The organism is Enterococcus sp. HMSC076E04, assembly GCF_001814285.1.
Taxonomy (GTDB): Bacteria; Bacillota; Bacilli; order Lactobacillales; family Enterococcaceae; genus Enterococcus_B; species Enterococcus_B lactis.
In genome coordinates, this window is the sequence record NZ_KV815559.1 from 29,664 (window position 1) to 45,016 (window position 15,353).

Annotated in this window: 14 protein-coding genes; 4 read left to right on the top strand and 10 right to left on the bottom strand. The window is 39.0% G+C overall.

Translation table 11 applies throughout. The features are described from left to right. Positions 1–82 precede the first annotated feature (82 nt). Positions 83–1,507, bottom strand: coding sequence for a basic amino acid/polyamine antiporter (locus tag HMPREF2961_RS00755; RefSeq protein ID WP_002344501.1), 1,425 nt, complete (start codon positions 1,505–1,507; stop codon positions 83–85). 209 nt (positions 1,508–1,716) lie between these two features. Between HMPREF2961_RS00755 and nrdI the strand changes: the two genes are divergently transcribed. Beyond that, entirely contained in the window at positions 1,717–2,163 is a 447-nt protein-coding gene (gene nrdI / locus HMPREF2961_RS00760; protein ID WP_070703726.1) for a class Ib ribonucleoside-diphosphate reductase assembly flavoprotein NrdI, read from the top strand. Between the two features lie 304 nt (positions 2,164–2,467). Here nrdI and HMPREF2961_RS15265 read toward each other — a convergent pair whose 3' ends face one another. The 7 genes from HMPREF2961_RS15265 to HMPREF2961_RS00795 all read right to left on the bottom strand — a co-directional run bounded on the left by HMPREF2961_RS15265 (position 2,468) and on the right by HMPREF2961_RS00795 (position 10,621). Further along, positions 2,468–2,761: a hypothetical protein gene (locus tag HMPREF2961_RS15265; RefSeq protein WP_070703728.1), complete on the bottom strand. Its 294-nt coding sequence runs from the start codon at positions 2,759–2,761 to the stop codon at positions 2,468–2,470. A 214-nt stretch (positions 2,762–2,975) separates the two neighbouring features. Next, entirely contained in the window at positions 2,976–4,958 is a 1,983-nt protein-coding gene (locus tag HMPREF2961_RS00770) for a glucose PTS transporter subunit IIA (protein WP_070703730.1), read from the bottom strand. A 13-nt stretch (positions 4,959–4,971) separates the two neighbouring features. Beyond that, positions 4,972–5,868, bottom strand: coding sequence for an N-acetylmuramic acid 6-phosphate etherase (murQ, locus tag HMPREF2961_RS00775; RefSeq protein WP_002306098.1), 897 nt, complete (start codon positions 5,866–5,868; stop codon positions 4,972–4,974). Positions 5,869–5,871: 3 nt separating this feature from the next. Further along, positions 5,872–6,933, bottom strand: coding sequence for a DUF871 domain-containing protein (locus HMPREF2961_RS00780; RefSeq protein WP_024636213.1), 1,062 nt, complete (start codon positions 6,931–6,933; stop codon positions 5,872–5,874). Between the two features lie 211 nt (positions 6,934–7,144). Next, positions 7,145–7,672 carry a histidine phosphatase family protein gene (locus HMPREF2961_RS00785; protein WP_086285811.1) on the bottom strand — a complete coding sequence of 176 codons (528 nt, stop codon included), beginning with the start codon at positions 7,670–7,672 and terminating at the stop codon, positions 7,145–7,147. A 66-nt stretch (positions 7,673–7,738) separates the two neighbouring features. Next, the gene (gene eat(A), locus HMPREF2961_RS00790) at positions 7,739–9,241 is read right to left on the bottom strand and encodes an ABC-F type ribosomal protection-like protein Eat(A) (RefSeq protein ID WP_070703734.1); all 1,503 of its coding nucleotides are present in this window, start codon (positions 9,239–9,241) and stop codon (positions 7,739–7,741) included. A 258-nt stretch (positions 9,242–9,499) separates the two neighbouring features. Beyond that, positions 9,500–10,621 carry a glycerate kinase family protein gene (locus tag HMPREF2961_RS00795; RefSeq protein ID WP_070703736.1) on the bottom strand — a complete coding sequence of 374 codons (1,122 nt, stop codon included), beginning with the start codon at positions 10,619–10,621 and terminating at the stop codon, positions 9,500–9,502. 125 nt (positions 10,622–10,746) lie between these two features. Between HMPREF2961_RS00795 and HMPREF2961_RS00800 the strand changes: the two genes are divergently transcribed. Beyond that, on the top strand, positions 10,747–11,688 hold the full coding sequence (locus HMPREF2961_RS00800; RefSeq protein ID WP_065763711.1) for a 2-dehydropantoate 2-reductase: 942 nt from the start codon (positions 10,747–10,749) through the stop codon (positions 11,686–11,688). A 142-nt stretch (positions 11,689–11,830) separates the two neighbouring features. On the opposite strand, the gene HMPREF2961_RS00805 is transcribed toward HMPREF2961_RS00800, so the two are convergent. Then, complete coding sequence (locus HMPREF2961_RS00805; RefSeq protein WP_070703738.1) at positions 11,831–12,727, bottom strand: WaaS/CpsH family glycosyltransferase; 897 nt, start codon at positions 12,725–12,727, stop codon at positions 11,831–11,833. A 268-nt stretch (positions 12,728–12,995) separates the two neighbouring features. Here HMPREF2961_RS00805 and HMPREF2961_RS00810 point away from each other — a divergent pair, with 268 nt between their 5' ends. Further along, positions 12,996–14,336 carry an amino acid permease gene (locus tag HMPREF2961_RS00810; protein WP_070703740.1) on the top strand — a complete coding sequence of 447 codons (1,341 nt, stop codon included), beginning with the start codon at positions 12,996–12,998 and terminating at the stop codon, positions 14,334–14,336. Positions 14,337–14,712: 376 nt separating this feature from the next. After that, complete coding sequence (locus tag HMPREF2961_RS00815) at positions 14,713–15,156, top strand: DUF305 domain-containing protein (protein WP_070703742.1); 444 nt, start codon at positions 14,713–14,715, stop codon at positions 15,154–15,156. A gap of 3 nt (positions 15,157–15,159) precedes the next feature. On the opposite strand, the gene HMPREF2961_RS15495 is transcribed toward HMPREF2961_RS00815, so the two are convergent. Beyond that, the coding region (locus HMPREF2961_RS15495) for a hypothetical protein (protein ID WP_218083190.1) at positions 15,160–15,353 on the bottom strand (194 nt) is incomplete at its 5' end.

A 15,353-nucleotide genomic window follows, 5' to 3' on the forward strand; every position in this document is an offset into this window, starting at 1 on the left:
CGGAAAAAGAAGCAGTGACACGAATGTTGTCACCGCTTCTTTTTTGAATAAACGACAGGCTTCACAGCCTCTCTTTATACTTCTATACGTGAAGCATCCCAGTGGCAAATAAAACCATTGCGATTACTCCGACCATCGTCACACCGATAAGTAAAATCTTATCTAAGTGGATATGTTGTACAGGTTCGTTTTGCTCTTTACGTGCTTTGAGGTAAAAATAAATGCCTGGTAAGAAAAGAACAAGAACAAGCATCACTTCATTAAAGGCTACGACTAGCATGGCCCATACTTGAAAAGCACTTGCTAAAAGCCCTACTAAAAATTGGACCCATTCTTTTCGCTGATAAGAAAGCTTCATTTGGTACAGTCCTAAGAAAAGCCACGTGAAGAAAATCGCTGCTGTACCAAGTGTATAAGCAAAGTTATACGCACTGTCAGTGAATAATAATGAAAGTAAAAAGACATTCGTACATAACGTCGTCAATACGATAGCATAAGTTGGTGCACCATTTTTGTTGAGTTTTCCCCATGCTTTAGGCAAAAGTCCGTCCTCAGCCATATTCCCCATTGTTTCAATCGGCAAGATCGTCCATGAGAGCCAAACCCCAACTAAAGAAATGATCAAACCACCGTTGATCACGACCGCCCCCCATTTACCAACCATCATTTCAAATACATATCCCATAGCAGGTTGCGCTTTGATCGTTTGCAGCTGATTCATCGTCATTGTGCCATATGGAAGCATGGAAACCAAGACGTAAATAATGATCAAACCGAATATCCCTAGAATCGTTGCTTTCCCAACATCCGATTGTTTTTTTGCTCGTGAGCCTACGACAGAAGCTCCTTCAATACCAACGAATACCCAGAGCATCACCATGATGCAGCTCAATACTTGACTAGAAAACGGGATCGGCTGCCCATTCGCATTCAATATGATATCGCTAGAAAAGTTATTAATGAATTGTTGGATCGAAAAGGTGCTGATAGCTACTACAATAAATAAAAATAATGGCACTAATTTACAAAACGTGACGATAGCATTGACAAAGCTAGCATTTTCAACTCCCCGATTCACTAGCCATGCATATCCCCATAAGAAGATCGTACTCATCACGATCGATGCCACATTTTGACCACCTTCGAATACGGGGAAGAAATAACCTAATGCACTCATTAACAATGTTGCGAACGCCACGTTTCCTAACCAGCATGTGAGCCAGTAACCCCAACCGCTGATAAAACCAGCGAAACGGCCAAAACCTTCTTCTGCGTAACTAAAGATCCCGCCTTTTAAATCTGGACGTTTTTTATTGATATTATTGATCGATAAGGAGAGCATCAACATTGCTGTTCCTACGAGTACCCAGCTGAAAATAGCTGGGCCGCCAGCCGATCCGGAGATGTCCGTCATAATACCAAATACGCCACCTCCAATCGCTGAACCAATCACTAAGGCAGCAAGTGGAATCAAACCAATTCCTTTTTTCTGTTGCTCTGTATCCATGTAAGCATCCTCCAAAGTAAAACCGCTTTTATAAAAAAGTATAACAAACCTTTTTTATTTTTACTTAATTAATAAAAACTTTAATAGAAATATAATTCTACCGACTTTTTTCTCATTATACAAGCAAAGCGCCTAGTCCCTTTCCAAATTACACCACCAAAAAACTTAAAAAGATGCTATACTAAAGGGAAAGAATTGGGGGATGATCCATGAACATTTTATATATATCGATTTCAGGAAATACGCGTGCTTTTGCCAAACATCTAGCAGAATATGCTGAAAAAATGCATGCAGAAGATCCTGTCAATCCTGAAGTTACTTTAAAAGAAATCCATGAAAATAGTGATTTTACGAAAGAAACAGAACCATTTTTTACTTTCGTTCCTACTTATTTAGACGGTGGGAATGGGTTAGACAACGGTGACACAGAAATCTTGACCGAAATGATGCGCGAATATCTGGAATACGAAGACAATCACAAACTTTGCCTTGGTGTAGTCGGTAGCGGTAATAAAAACTTCAACAATCAATATTGTCTGACAGCCAAACAATACGCACAAAGATTCGGCTTTCCTTTCTTGGCAGATTATGAATTACGGGGAACACCATCTGATGTGACACGCGTTTATCAAATTTTGGCAGAAAAAAATAAATAACACAAAAGAATAAGCTGGACACCTCGATACATTTTTTAGTGTTCAGCTTATTAAAATTTTTAGCTACTACTTGTATATTTTTTATTATTCTTTATTTTTATAGAAACGATCTCAATAAAAGCCCTATACATACACCCATAATAAAAACAATTACTAATTGCCATTTGTTTTTCATCATTAATTATCTCCGTCTAAATTTGTGCTGAAAAAGGTCTTCCATTACCTCAAAATATTCCACCATTAGCATAGCATACCGTCGATAAGTTAGAAGTAAATTTATTATTATACCATATTCTAGCAGCATTCATCGCATTTGCAATATGTTGTGATACTGGTGTTGCCCAGTCCTATAAATAATTATTCCATCAACAATATAGCCTACTACTATACCAGCTACAAATACGGTAACTTTACCTAAAATTCTTGGTTGAACTGTCTCATTCAACATATCAGCTGGAATATTATCATAATCAGTGTCAAAAACTGGACTTGTTATTGATAGAGTACTGATTCCTTCTTTTTCATTACTTGATATTTCTGATGCATTGACTGTGACTGTTTGGCTAAAAATGGTTACTGGGGACAATATAACTGGCATGATAGTGACTAGACATAGGAAAAAATTTTTTTCATACAGCTATCTCCTAATTATTTTTATTTTGACACATCTATAATTTTACCCTAAAAGGAAGCGTTAACTTGAACTACATTTTCTAAAAAATAAAAAAACTGGAACAAATAAAAAAAGGGCTGCGACAAAAAAGTGTCACAATCCCTTTTTCCGAATAAACGTTTTTTCCAGAAGTATCTTATTAAGCTTTGACATCCATCACAGGTGCTTTTGCTTTCGCTTTACCTGTTTTTTCCAAGACAAAGTTTTTTACACGATCCATATTGGTTACCAAGACGATCATGGAGGTTTCTTTGTCTGCTGCTTTGATTGCTTCTAGGTCAGCTTCTGCTACAAGCGTATCAGGTGTCACTTGCTGTCCTTCTGTTACTTTCACATCGAATGGCGTACCGCCTAAGTCAACTGTGTTGATGCCCATGTGAAGCAAGATTTCTAAGCCATTTGGTGTCGTAATGCCGATAGCGTGTTTTGTTGGGAAAACAGAACTTATTACTCCAGTAACCGGAGAATAGATATGTCCGTTTTCTGGTTCTACAAAGTAACCTTCACCCATCATTTTTTGTGCAAAAACTGGATCACTTGCTTTATCTAAAGAAACAACTGTTCCGTCAGCGACTGATGAGAGGATAGTCACACTTTCAGCTGAAGCTTGAGGTACTGCTTTTTCAGGCACTTCATTTACTGTGGCTGTTTCGGTCGCTAGTTCTTCTTTTTCTAAACGGTCTTTAGGAATACCGAAGAAGAATGTAGCAACGAATCCACCAGCGTAAGCGGCCAATAAACCAAGGATATAGCCTAACCATTTACCGTCAGAGATCAATGGGATCAAAGCGGCTCCTGAAGGTCCAATAGCGATTGCTCCGACATTTCCGATCATTCCGATCACTGCCCCACCGATACCTCCACCGATACAAGCAGTAATAAATGGACGTCCTAGAGGTAATGTTACTCCGTAAATCAATGGTTCGCCGATTCCTAAGATTCCGACTGGTAAAGCCCCTTTGATCATTTCTGTTAATTCTTTGTCTTTTTTGCAGCGGATCCATAATGCCAATGCTGCACCCACTTGTCCTGCTCCGGCCATCGCAAGAATTGGAAGCAATAAGGTACGACCAGTTTCATCAATCATTTGTACATGGATTGGCGTCAAAATCTGATGTAGTCCGAACATGACCATTGGCAAGAATAATGTACCTAGAACGAAGCCGGCAAATGCTCCTCCAACACCAAGTACCCAGTTGATCCCACCGACCATGCCGTCAGAAATGAACCCTGCTAAAGGCATAATGAAGAAAATTTCGATCAGACCGATGGCAATCAGTGAAAGAGTTGGCGTAACGATGATATCTACCGCATCAGGTACTACTTTATGCAGTTTTTTCTCAACGATTGACAATAACCAAACTGCGAAGATAACACCTAAGATCCCGCCTTGTCCAGCGGTAAGAGCTTCATCGGTAAACAAGTTTTTCAGTGGTGCTTCCGGATTCATCCCTGTCAGCATCACAACGGCCCCCATAACTCCACCAAGCGTTGGCGTTGCACCAAAAACTTGTGCAGCATTGATACCTGTATAGATAACTAGATAGCTAAACATCCCGTTTTTCAAGATGTTCATCACATCGATATATTGTTGCCATGTTCCTGCGTCTAGTGTTCCAGCTGTGACTAAGTTTGCTAAAACTGCGGCAATCCCTGCCACGATCCCAGTACCGACAAATGCAGGGATCATTGGTACAAAGATATTAGAGATGTCTTTTAATACCGATTTGATCTTAGAGGGTTTTTGTTTCGATTTTTGTGCCGCTTTCATTTCTTGTGCCCGTTCGTTTACACGGTCTTTTCCAGATGCAGAAGAACTTGCTGTAGATGCACTAGCAGAAGGAAGTTTTTCTCCTAATTTCACGCCTGCTAAGTCAACCATTTCCTGCGCTACTTTGTTCACTTTCCCAGGTCCGATGATGACTTGGAGCTGTTCATCCTCTACTACGCCAAGTACTCCTGGAATCGCTTTTAATTCCGAGATATTTACAAGATCATCATTGATGACCTTCATACGTACACGAGTCATGCAGTGGACAATGCTTTCAACATTGCCCATACCGCCTGCTCCTTGATAAATTTGTTTTGCCAGTTCTTCCAAAGTCAATTCGTTTTTTGCCATGGTCTTTTCCCCCTCATAAGGTTCCTTTTACAAAACCGTTTGCTTCAGCTAATTTTGCTTGAGCTGCCTCTTTATCACTATTTGTCAAAATCATGACGATAGCCAGTTTGACATTTTGATCTGCTTCTTCAAAGTACTTTTCAGCTGTTTCGTAGTCAGCTTCTGTCGCTTGCATGATGATTCGTTTTGAGCGTTCGATTAGTTTTTCATTTGTTGGTTTGACGTCGACCATCAAGTTATTGAATACTTTACCGATACCGATCATACTGATAGTAGAAATCATATTCAAAATCAGTTTTTGTGCTGTTCCTGACTTCAATCGAGTAGAGCCTGTCAAAAATTCTGGTCCTGCATCGACTTCAATTGGGAAATCCGCATGCTTGCTGATTTCTGCTTGTTTATTGCAAGAAATCGTTCCTGTAACAGCACCAATCGATTTTGCGTAATCTAATCCACCAATCACATATGGTGTACGACCGCTAGCTGCGATACCAATAACTATATCATTTTTTGTTAAATTCAGCTTGATTAGATCTTCTTGCCCTAATTCATAAGAATCTTCGGCTCCTTCGACGGCTACAGTCATTGCTTCTTCTCCACCAGCAATTAGACCTATGACCATTTCCGGTTCTACACCGAATGTCGGTACACATTCAGCAGCATCTAATACACCAAGTCTACCACTCGTTCCAGCTCCCATATAAATCAAGCGACCACCTTTTTTAAAGGATTCAATCGTGTTGGCGATCACTGGCTCGATACTTGTCAGTTCTTTTTCAACAGCAGCGGCCACTTTCTGATCTTCTTTGTTCATTAGTTGGACTGCTTGAGAAATACTCATTTCATCTAATCCAAAAGTTTCTTGGTTTCTGCGTTCCGTTGTTAGGTTCTCTAAATTGATTTTGCTCATTTTTTATCTTCCTTCTTTTCTTATAAATTGATAGTTCATACCAGCTTTGATTTGGTTGATCAGCGGTAGTTCTTCTTTGATGACTTTGGCTACTACATTCACTTTTTCATCCGCTGGCAAATCATATTTAGTTAATTGGATCTCGCCCATATAGCGCAAATACTTTTCGTTATCTAAAGTAATAGATCCTTTCATACGCTTAGCTGTATTTCTTACAGGGATTGGCGGAATCTCTCGAAAACGAGCATCTGCGCTTCGTATGACATCTCTTGCATCATCTTGCCGATTCGTATGTTTTCCTAATATATATTCGTAAAAATCTTCATCTACAGATTCCGTATGCAGCAAGACTGTCTGTTCTTTTTGGAAAGAAGCAAATTGCTCCTGAACGTGTTCTGACAGACCTGCATCTCCGATATAAACAATATCCGTGTTACTTGCTAATAGATCAAGAGCGCCTGCTAGAGGATGGATCCCTCGATGTTCTTCCAAAGTCGGTAATCCTTGATACAGTGGACCTCTCAACTCTGTATCTCCTGGTACAAAGCCTTGGACAAGGAATCCTTGAGTTTTGAGCCATTGATTTTTTTCCTGATACCATTCTTTGTCCAGCCCTGTTTCAGGACGTGGATAATAATTATGCCAAGCTTCGATCTGTGAGAAATCAGCCGCTGCTTCTTTCAACTCATCGATATCTTTAGGCGTGATCGTGCTGGCATTCAAACTGATTTTCAATTGATGTGACCAGTCGGCGATCTGCTGATTAGAAATATGATAATCCATTCTTAACCCTGTTACACCAATTGCTTTCAAGGGTGTTAGATCTTCTAATGAAAAGCCAGCTCGTTTCAATGCTTCTCCTGAAATATCGACCATCAACTCTAGTTTATTCTTTTTCGCTTCGCTTCCTAGTTCGATCAATCGATTTTGATAAGCCGAAACATCATCTTCTGGTATATGCATGGAAGTGAAAATACCGACAAAGCCATTGGATGCCATTTGGCGGATATACTGTTTCTTCTCTTCTGACAAAGGATCATTCATAAATATTGAAAAGCCAAACATATTATCCCTCTTTTTCTGTATCCGTATTCATTTCTATGACTAGAGTATATATCTAAAGAAACAAAATTTCAATACTTTTGTTAAAATAATTAAATTTTATTTCTAAAAATTGGATTTATATTGCCAAAAGAATTGACACAGCCACAAAAAAGGCACTGCTAAGAAAAAGCAGTGCCTTGAAACATTTTATTTAAATAACACAAAAGTCTAATTACTCATAAGAAATTAATTCTGTATTGTCTACCATGAATGTAAAGAACCCTTCATTAGGCATTGGATGAAAATAAGCATTGATCACTCTTATCAAGGCATTATGACAGACTAACAAGTAGACATTTTCTTCGTCTTCCATGCATTCTTTCAATAAAGGAACGATTCGTGCGTACACATCTAAGACCGACTCTCCATTTGGGAAACGTACAGCAAACGCTAAACGCGCTTTTTGAAAGTTTTCATCTTTGCTTGGCAGTCCGTCATAATCCCCAAAATCCATTTCTACCAATCGCTCATCAGCGGTCATCGGCAAATTGAGACGTTCAGCTACTGCTTGTGCTGTATCTCTTGCTCGTTGAAGAGGGGAATGGATGATTTTCGTAATTGGAACAGGCAAATCTACTACCTTTTCTGCTAGTGCCTGTGCCTGCATCTGTCCTTTTTCAGTCAGCGGCACATCTGCCCGCCCGCAAACTAATCCTTGTGCGTTCCAAGTTGTTTCTCCGTGTCTCGTTACATAAAGCATGTGATTCTCTCCTTCGTTGACAAAGTTCTCCTTAACCATACCTTGTTGTCTTTGAGATTACAAGGTTTAGATTTTCTCAAGAGAAATAATCTCAGTAGATACTTTATCTAGAAAGGTTTGATCATGTTCCACTAGTAACATAGCAGGTTTCACGTTCAAAATCAGTTGTTCTAATTGTTCTTGATTGAAGACATCCAAATAATTCAATGGTTCATCCCATATATATAGCTCAGCTGGTTGTGATAAAGATTTAGCCAATTCCACTTTTTTCCGTTGCCCCATACTCATCTGTTCGATTTTGTTATGAAAAACATCTCTTTCCATCCCAAGCTTTCGGAGATTATTCAAAAATGCTTGGTAGTCTACTCGGTTTTTCTCCGCGAATTCCGCCAACGTCCCTCGATTGTCTTCATAATTTTGGCGTACGTAACTAATGGTCAAATGTTTGGGCTGGGATTTTTCTCCTACAACCTTGCCGCTGAATGTTCCCAGAAGATAATGGATAATGGATGACTTTCCCGCGCCGTTAGGACCTGAAATTGCCACCCGCTGATGAGGTTCGATCGTAAAGTGAACTGGCTCGAATAACAGATTTTCATACCCTAATTGAAGATTTTCTACGCTTAACAGCCGTTTATGATGAGACACTTGACTATTCATCGTCAAAGCATCGATATACTCGATATCTTTTAATAATTTTTCTTTCTCACTGATCTGGGTTTCCATCCGATTCACGATTGCTTTAGATCGTTTCATCGTCCGTGCAGCATCAGCGCCTACTGCTCCTTTATTCACTCGCCTAGATTCCGTATCGATGAATCCGACTTTTTTCTTTGTTTTGTCTCCTTCACGGGAACGAGACCATTCTGCTTTTTCTGCCGCTGTTTTCTTTAGCCTGCTGACTTCTTTTTTCAATTTTTCATTTTTAGCTATTTCAAATTCATCACGAAGTTTTTTCTGTTCTTCATAGATAGAGAAATTCCCTTGATAAAGTTCCAGTTGGCTCTTTTCGATTACTAAAACATGGTCCACTACTTCATCGATAAATCCCCGATCATGACTCACCACGATGAATCCTTGTTTTTTCTTTTTCAAATAAGCCGCTACTTGTTTTCTGCCAGAGATATCCAAATGATTCGTTGGTTCATCGATTAACGGGAAATGAGTGTCATCCACAAATAAGAGTGCCAGTAGGACTTTTGTCTTCTCTCCTCCTGATAGTGTGCTGAATTCTCTCCATAAGATTTCAGGATCTGTTTGCATCAGTTGGAGCTCTCTTTCAATTTCCCATATCTCAAAATCCGTAATCTCATTTAACACATAATAGGTCAAACGCTCTTTATCTTTTGTTTGCTGCGGGAAATAGACAAACGCTTGCTGATGGATCACTTGCCCTTGGTAAGGGAGTTTGTTTTGCAGGATATTCAGTAAAGTTGTCTTTCCTCGACCGTTTCGTCCGATAAGTCCTAGTTTCCATTGGGTGTCAAAGTTTAGATTGGCTTGTTCAAATAATAATGTGCCTTGGCTGTCATAGCCGAATGTCAGATTTTTTATTTCGATTTTAGACATTATTCCATCACCTCGTAAAAAAAGACCAGTCCTATTTTCAGAACTGGCTAAAGAGGATGCAAGGGTTTGGTGCACACAAAAAGACCCATACATCGAAAGAACCAAGCCAATCCTGAAAATCTGCACACTGCTCCCTTGTCTCCACAAGGTACAGTCTGAATGCAGCTTTCATCAATCGACTTAATTTTTCAATGCACGGATCCCTCACTTTGTCCTATATTTGAAATTACGATAGCATAAAGAAATTGATTTTGTCAACTACTTCGGGAGGATGGTGAAAAATCTGCTGAGTGTCTGTCCTAAGATTTTTGTTTTTTCTAATGTTTGCCTGTGTTCCATTGCTTCCTCTAAATCGATTGGTCCTAATTGAATGCTTAAGACAATAGGGAGAAAATCAGAGAGTCCTTCCAACTCTTGGTCCCTACTTCCGCAAATAGCGATTATTGGTTTTCGATATTTTTTTGCAAGCACTGCTACGCCATATGGAACTTTTCCGTGGATTGTTTGCTGATCAATCCGCCCTTCTCCTGTAATGATGACATCTGCTTGTTCGATCTGTTTTTCTAATCCAGTGATTTGGCTGACCAACTCAAAACCAGAGACCATCTTCGCTCCTAACAAAAAAAGGGCTCCGCCAATACCGCCTGCTGCTCCGCTTCCTGGGATGTCATCTAAATCCACCTCCCAAACATCTTTTATCTGCTGAGCAATCTTTTCTGCTTGTTTATCCAAGAAAGCTAACGTCGTATCCGTTCCTCCTTTTTGTCTTCCAAATTGCCAAGCAGCTCCTTGTTGACCTGTATATGGGTTGGTCACATCTGCAGCGATGATCACTTTTGCTTTAGAAACAAGAACGTTCCTTCGATCCAAATGAAGTTTTCTAGTAGATAACAAAGGATTTCCTTCTGTGTACCCTTCTAAAGAAGCACCCAAGGATTGGAGTAATCCTAGACCACCATCGCTACATCCGCTTCCTCCTAAAGTGACAATGATTTGTTCCACTTCTTGAAGCAGTGCATCTTTGATAAGCTCTCCCAAGGCATAACTAGAAGCAAGTCGGATGGTTTGATCCGTTGGTTTATCAAGTAAATCTAATCCTAATACTTGTGCAGATTCAATGACTGCGGTATTTTTTCCTTGCCAGTTCGTCAATAAATAAGTGATTTTTCGCTGACGAAATAAGAGATCCATCCCATCAATCGTACGCCAGGTTCCCCCGAGCGCGTAATAGATTGCTTCTGCAGTATTTTCTCCGCCATCTGCAATCGGCACATTGATTTTTCTTCCTTTACGGTCTTCCCAGCCATTTAGAACTGCCTGATTTAATTCAAATGAAGAAGCACTTCCTTTAAATGAATCGATTGCCGCTAAAATATCCATCTATATCCCTCACTTTCTTCTTAAGTAAGACACTTTTTTTCACTTTTTTCAAACAAAACAATGCTATTTTCTTCTGTTTTTCTATATACTAAAAGGGAACTCATTGAATAAAGGAGAGAAAAAACATGAAAATCGCAATAGCTGGAGCCGGAGCAATGGGCAGCCGAATCGGATTGATGTTGCATCAAAGCGGAAATGAGGTCGTCTTGATCGATCGCTGGCCTGCTCACATTGAAGCCATTCGTACAAATGGATTGATTGCTGACTTTAATGGCAAAGAAGTAGTTGCAAAACTGCCAATCTATTCACCAGAAGAAATCATCGAAAGCAACGAACACGTGGATTTGATCGTAGCCTTGACAAAAGCGAATCAATTAGATGATATGTTTCGTTCGATCCAATCCATTATTACTGAGAATACTTATGTTTTGTGTTTACTGAATGGATTAGGTCATGAAGATGTACTGGAAAAATATGTACCAAAGAAAAATATCTTATTTGGGATCACGATGTGGACAGCTGGTCTAGCTGGTCCCGGAAAAGTCACATTATTAGGTGATGGAGAAATCGAACTAGAGAACTTGGAACCAGAAGGCGAAGCATTTACAAAAAAAGTTGTAGAAGTCTTTCAAGAAGCAAGATTGAATCCAATCTATAGTCATAATGTTCGTTATTCCATTTGGCGAAAAGCTTGTGTAAACGGAACATTAAATGGATTATGCACGATCTTGGATTGTAATATTGCTGAACTAGGTGCGCAAAAAGCGGCAGAGGGCATGGTTCGAACGATCGTATCTGAGTTTGCTTCTATCGCAGCAATAGAAGGAATCACATTAGATCAAGAAGAAGTGTACCAGCATATTGCTTCTACTTATGATCCTGACAACATCGGGTTGCATTACCCATCTATGTACCAAGACCTGATCAAAAACCATCGTTTGACTGAAATCGACTACATCAATGGTGCCGTTTGGCGAAAAGGACAAAAATATGATATTGCTACACCCTATTGTGCCTTTTTGACCCAATTAGTCCATGCAAAAGAAGGAATCCTTGGCGCAGAATAAAAGGCTCTCTGATGAGAATCAGCTGGATCAGCAGCTGGTTCTCATTTTTTTACCCCCACGAAAGATCAAAAAGAAAAACACAATTCTCATGTTGCCATAAGAATTGCGCTTGTTTATTTTCATCTATGATTGTTTGGCACTTTTATTTATTTTTAACAGAGGAAAGATCGTATTCATATTGTTCATAAATAGCGGAGTCAGTAGTGAAAAAACGTTTTGCCCAATTTTCTGCATCAAAAAATTCCAACAGTTCTGATGGGATTGGCTGAAATGGCGTATGCAGAAATTCCGGTAATTCATCTAAATCACGTTCTTGAAGCAAAAAAATATTTTCAGGATGATAAAACTGATAATGAGCTATGGCTTGATTATCTGTCACTAGCTTCTTTTGAAAATACATAGATTCAAACGTTCGCAAAGTCACTCCTTGCTGCCCTTCCCGCAACAGTTCTAGAATCCCGCTCGATTCCCCAGTTTTTTTCAGATACTCTTCATAAGTAAGGTATCCAGGTTGTTCATTTCCTCGAAGCGGAAGAATAAAGTAATTGGTCGTAACACCTCTTTTTGTAAATTCCTGCTTATATTTTTCTGCCCGTTCTTTTCTGCCGTTATTTGTTGCACCAAAAAAAAGATCCGTCTTTGGTTCGCTAGAAGAAAAATCCATATGTTTCGAATAAAAGGAACTATTATGTTTTAGTCCAAGTTCTTTTGCTTCCAAAAAATCAAAATGATAAATCTCATCGATTGACGGTTCATCTTGTGCCTGTTTCAGCATCGCCTCGTGTTCTGCTTTGAAGTGGTTCCAAAAAAATAACACGATTTTTGCATTGGTAAATGGACGCACGCGTCGAGCCATCTCCATATCAAATCCATAATCTAAAAAAACGATCAGCTGATAATTTGCCAACTGTTGTCGAGCCGATTTAATGAATTCCGACTGTAGTAAATCTTTTCCGGACCAAACATCTAAAGAGCGGATGGAAGGAAAAAAATAAAGTGATTTATTTTTCGCAACTAGCAATACGTCGTTTTTGTTCATCTGTTCCGCCTCACTTTCTCTGTCACTTTTTCCTATGATAGCCTGTTTAAATAGTAAAAAGCCAGTAAAACGCTTCCTATTATTTTTATAAAAATTTAATATTTCTATGAAAATACGATGAAATAAATCATTCTTCCATTAAAATATGCCTAAAAGTTTTCTGAATAGTTGTAATTGTCTGAAAATTTGTTATCATTAGTCATTGTTATTATTGCTATTTATTCTTACTATACATTTTGATTGTGAATTTAAAAGAAAGAGGTTATTTATGGAAGATAAAAAATTGAAAAAACAACTTAGCTCCCGACATATCACCATGCTAGCTTTGGGTGGAGCGATTGGTGCAGGTCTATTTAAAGGAAGTGGCGAAGCGATTGGAATCGCCGGCCCTTCTGTATTGATCGCTTTTTTGATTGGCGGAATGATTTTATATATCGTGATGAAAGGTCTGGGAAAAATTGTTTTAAGTGGTGGCGATACGCACCACGGATTATCTGGATTGATTCGTCCATATCTAGGTGCTCATTCTGCCGATTTTACCGATTGGGTCTACTGGTCCATGTGGATTATCAATATCATTGCTGAAGCTGTTGCAGCTGCTTCCTTTTTACAGTTGTGGTTCCCCCACGTCCCAGCTTGGGTATTTGTTTTTATGTTGGCTGTTTTAACTACTATCATCAATCTTTATTCGGTACGATTATTCGCAGAGACAGAATATTGGCTGGCCTTTGCTAAAATCAGTGTCATTATCCTATTGATCATTTTTGCTGCTTATCTTGTTGGTCAGCAAATGTTGGGTTCTGGTGTTTTCCCTACCCTTCAACAATTGACTGATCATGGTGGTTTTACTCCTCATGGTATGAAGGGAATCATCAGTTCTTTGCTTGTAGTTATCTATTCTTACGGCGGTTCTGAGCTGATTGCTATCACAGTAAGCGAAGCAGATGATCCTAAACGTGCGATTCCTAAAGCAATCAAAGGCGTTATGGGAAGAATCATTTCCTTTTACATTATTCCTTTATTTTTGCTTTTGATTATTTTTCCTTGGAATACATTAGCAGGTACGAACGTTAGTCCTTTTGTGATGGTATTTGAAAAAATGAATATTCCATTTGCAGCAGATATCGTCAATTTCGTGATTGTTCTTGCTCTGTTCTCGTCTATCAATTCAGGTGTGTATGCTTCTTCGAGGATTTTGTTCTTCCGCTTGAAAGATCGAAAAGGTTCCTCTAGAAAACTAGCTGTTTTAAACAAGCATCAAGTACCGCAACGTGCTGTGCTGTTTTGTACCAGTGTTCTTTATCTAGGTGTGGCTCTTTCTTATTTTGTCGGTGACAAATTATTTGGCTATCTGGCAGGTTCTCTTTCCTATACAGTATTATTGATCTGGATCATTATCAGTGCTGCGTCCTTTATACTGGCACTAAGGAAAGGAACGTTATGGGACAAAGGAATCAGCTTTTTTGCATTAGCAGTCTTAGGGTTGATTTTCCTTGGTATCCTATTCACGAACTCCATTGGGGTAACTGTATTGACCGGTCTGCTTTACCTGTTCATTTATTTCAGTTATCAAAAAAAGAACGATGCTTTCGTCTTGATGAATGAATGAAACCAATAGAGAATTTTATTCTATTTATATTGAATAGCTGGAGCTATTGAAAAAGGAGCTGCGACAAAAATTGTTGCAGTTCCTTTTTCCGAATAAACGGTGTTCAAAAACTTACATCTGCGGTAATAAGAACAGCTTTTTCACGACCTTTCCACTAAACGGTGTTCTCCTGTCAACTCCTCGGTCACAAGTCTCAATATTCAACAAACATGAGAAACTATTTTTTGAAATTGTTCCTTGTGACTCAGTGTTAAACGGCAGGCTCACGACCTCTTGATAAACGGTGTTCAAAAACCATCTGTGCAGATTAATTGATTGTTCTCCACGTTCATGACATGATAGAAGAAAGGAATGAAGAAAAAGGAGTTTGTTTTAAATGAAAAAGTATTGGAAGTTTTTGTTGATGATTGGTGTTTCGACGGTAGTCATGTTTGGTATGATGTATTTGAATGTTTATGCGCTCGACCATATCTTCTTCAGTCGCACACGTGTATTCATGGCGCTGATGATGGGTGCAGTCATGGCAGTCATCATGTTGTTGTTCATGTGGAAAATGTATAAAAACAAAAAGATAAATGCTATGATTTTAGCGGCAAGTCTTCTTGTTTTTGCTGGTTCCTTATTTATGGTACGAAGCCAAACAACTGTCAACGATACGGCGTGGATGAAGGCAATGATCCCTCATCACTCTATTGCTATCTTGACAAGTAAACGAGCTGATTTAAAAGATCCTGAAGTAAAAAAATTAGCGGAAGAAATCATTCAGGCACAAGAAGAAGAGATCGATAAAATGAAAAAAATGATCAAAGAAATGGAATGACCATTATCTATCCAAACAGAAAAAGAGGTTGTGAAAAAGCTGCCCTGCATCAAGTAATAAGAACAGCCAAACAAAAATAGCTCCTCCTATTTTTCGTTTGGTTGGGCTTATTACCGCAGATGCAAGCTTTTGAACACCGTTTATCGAGAGGTTGTGAAAAAGCCGCTTAGTTTCGAGTATGAAGAAAAATTTTGTGA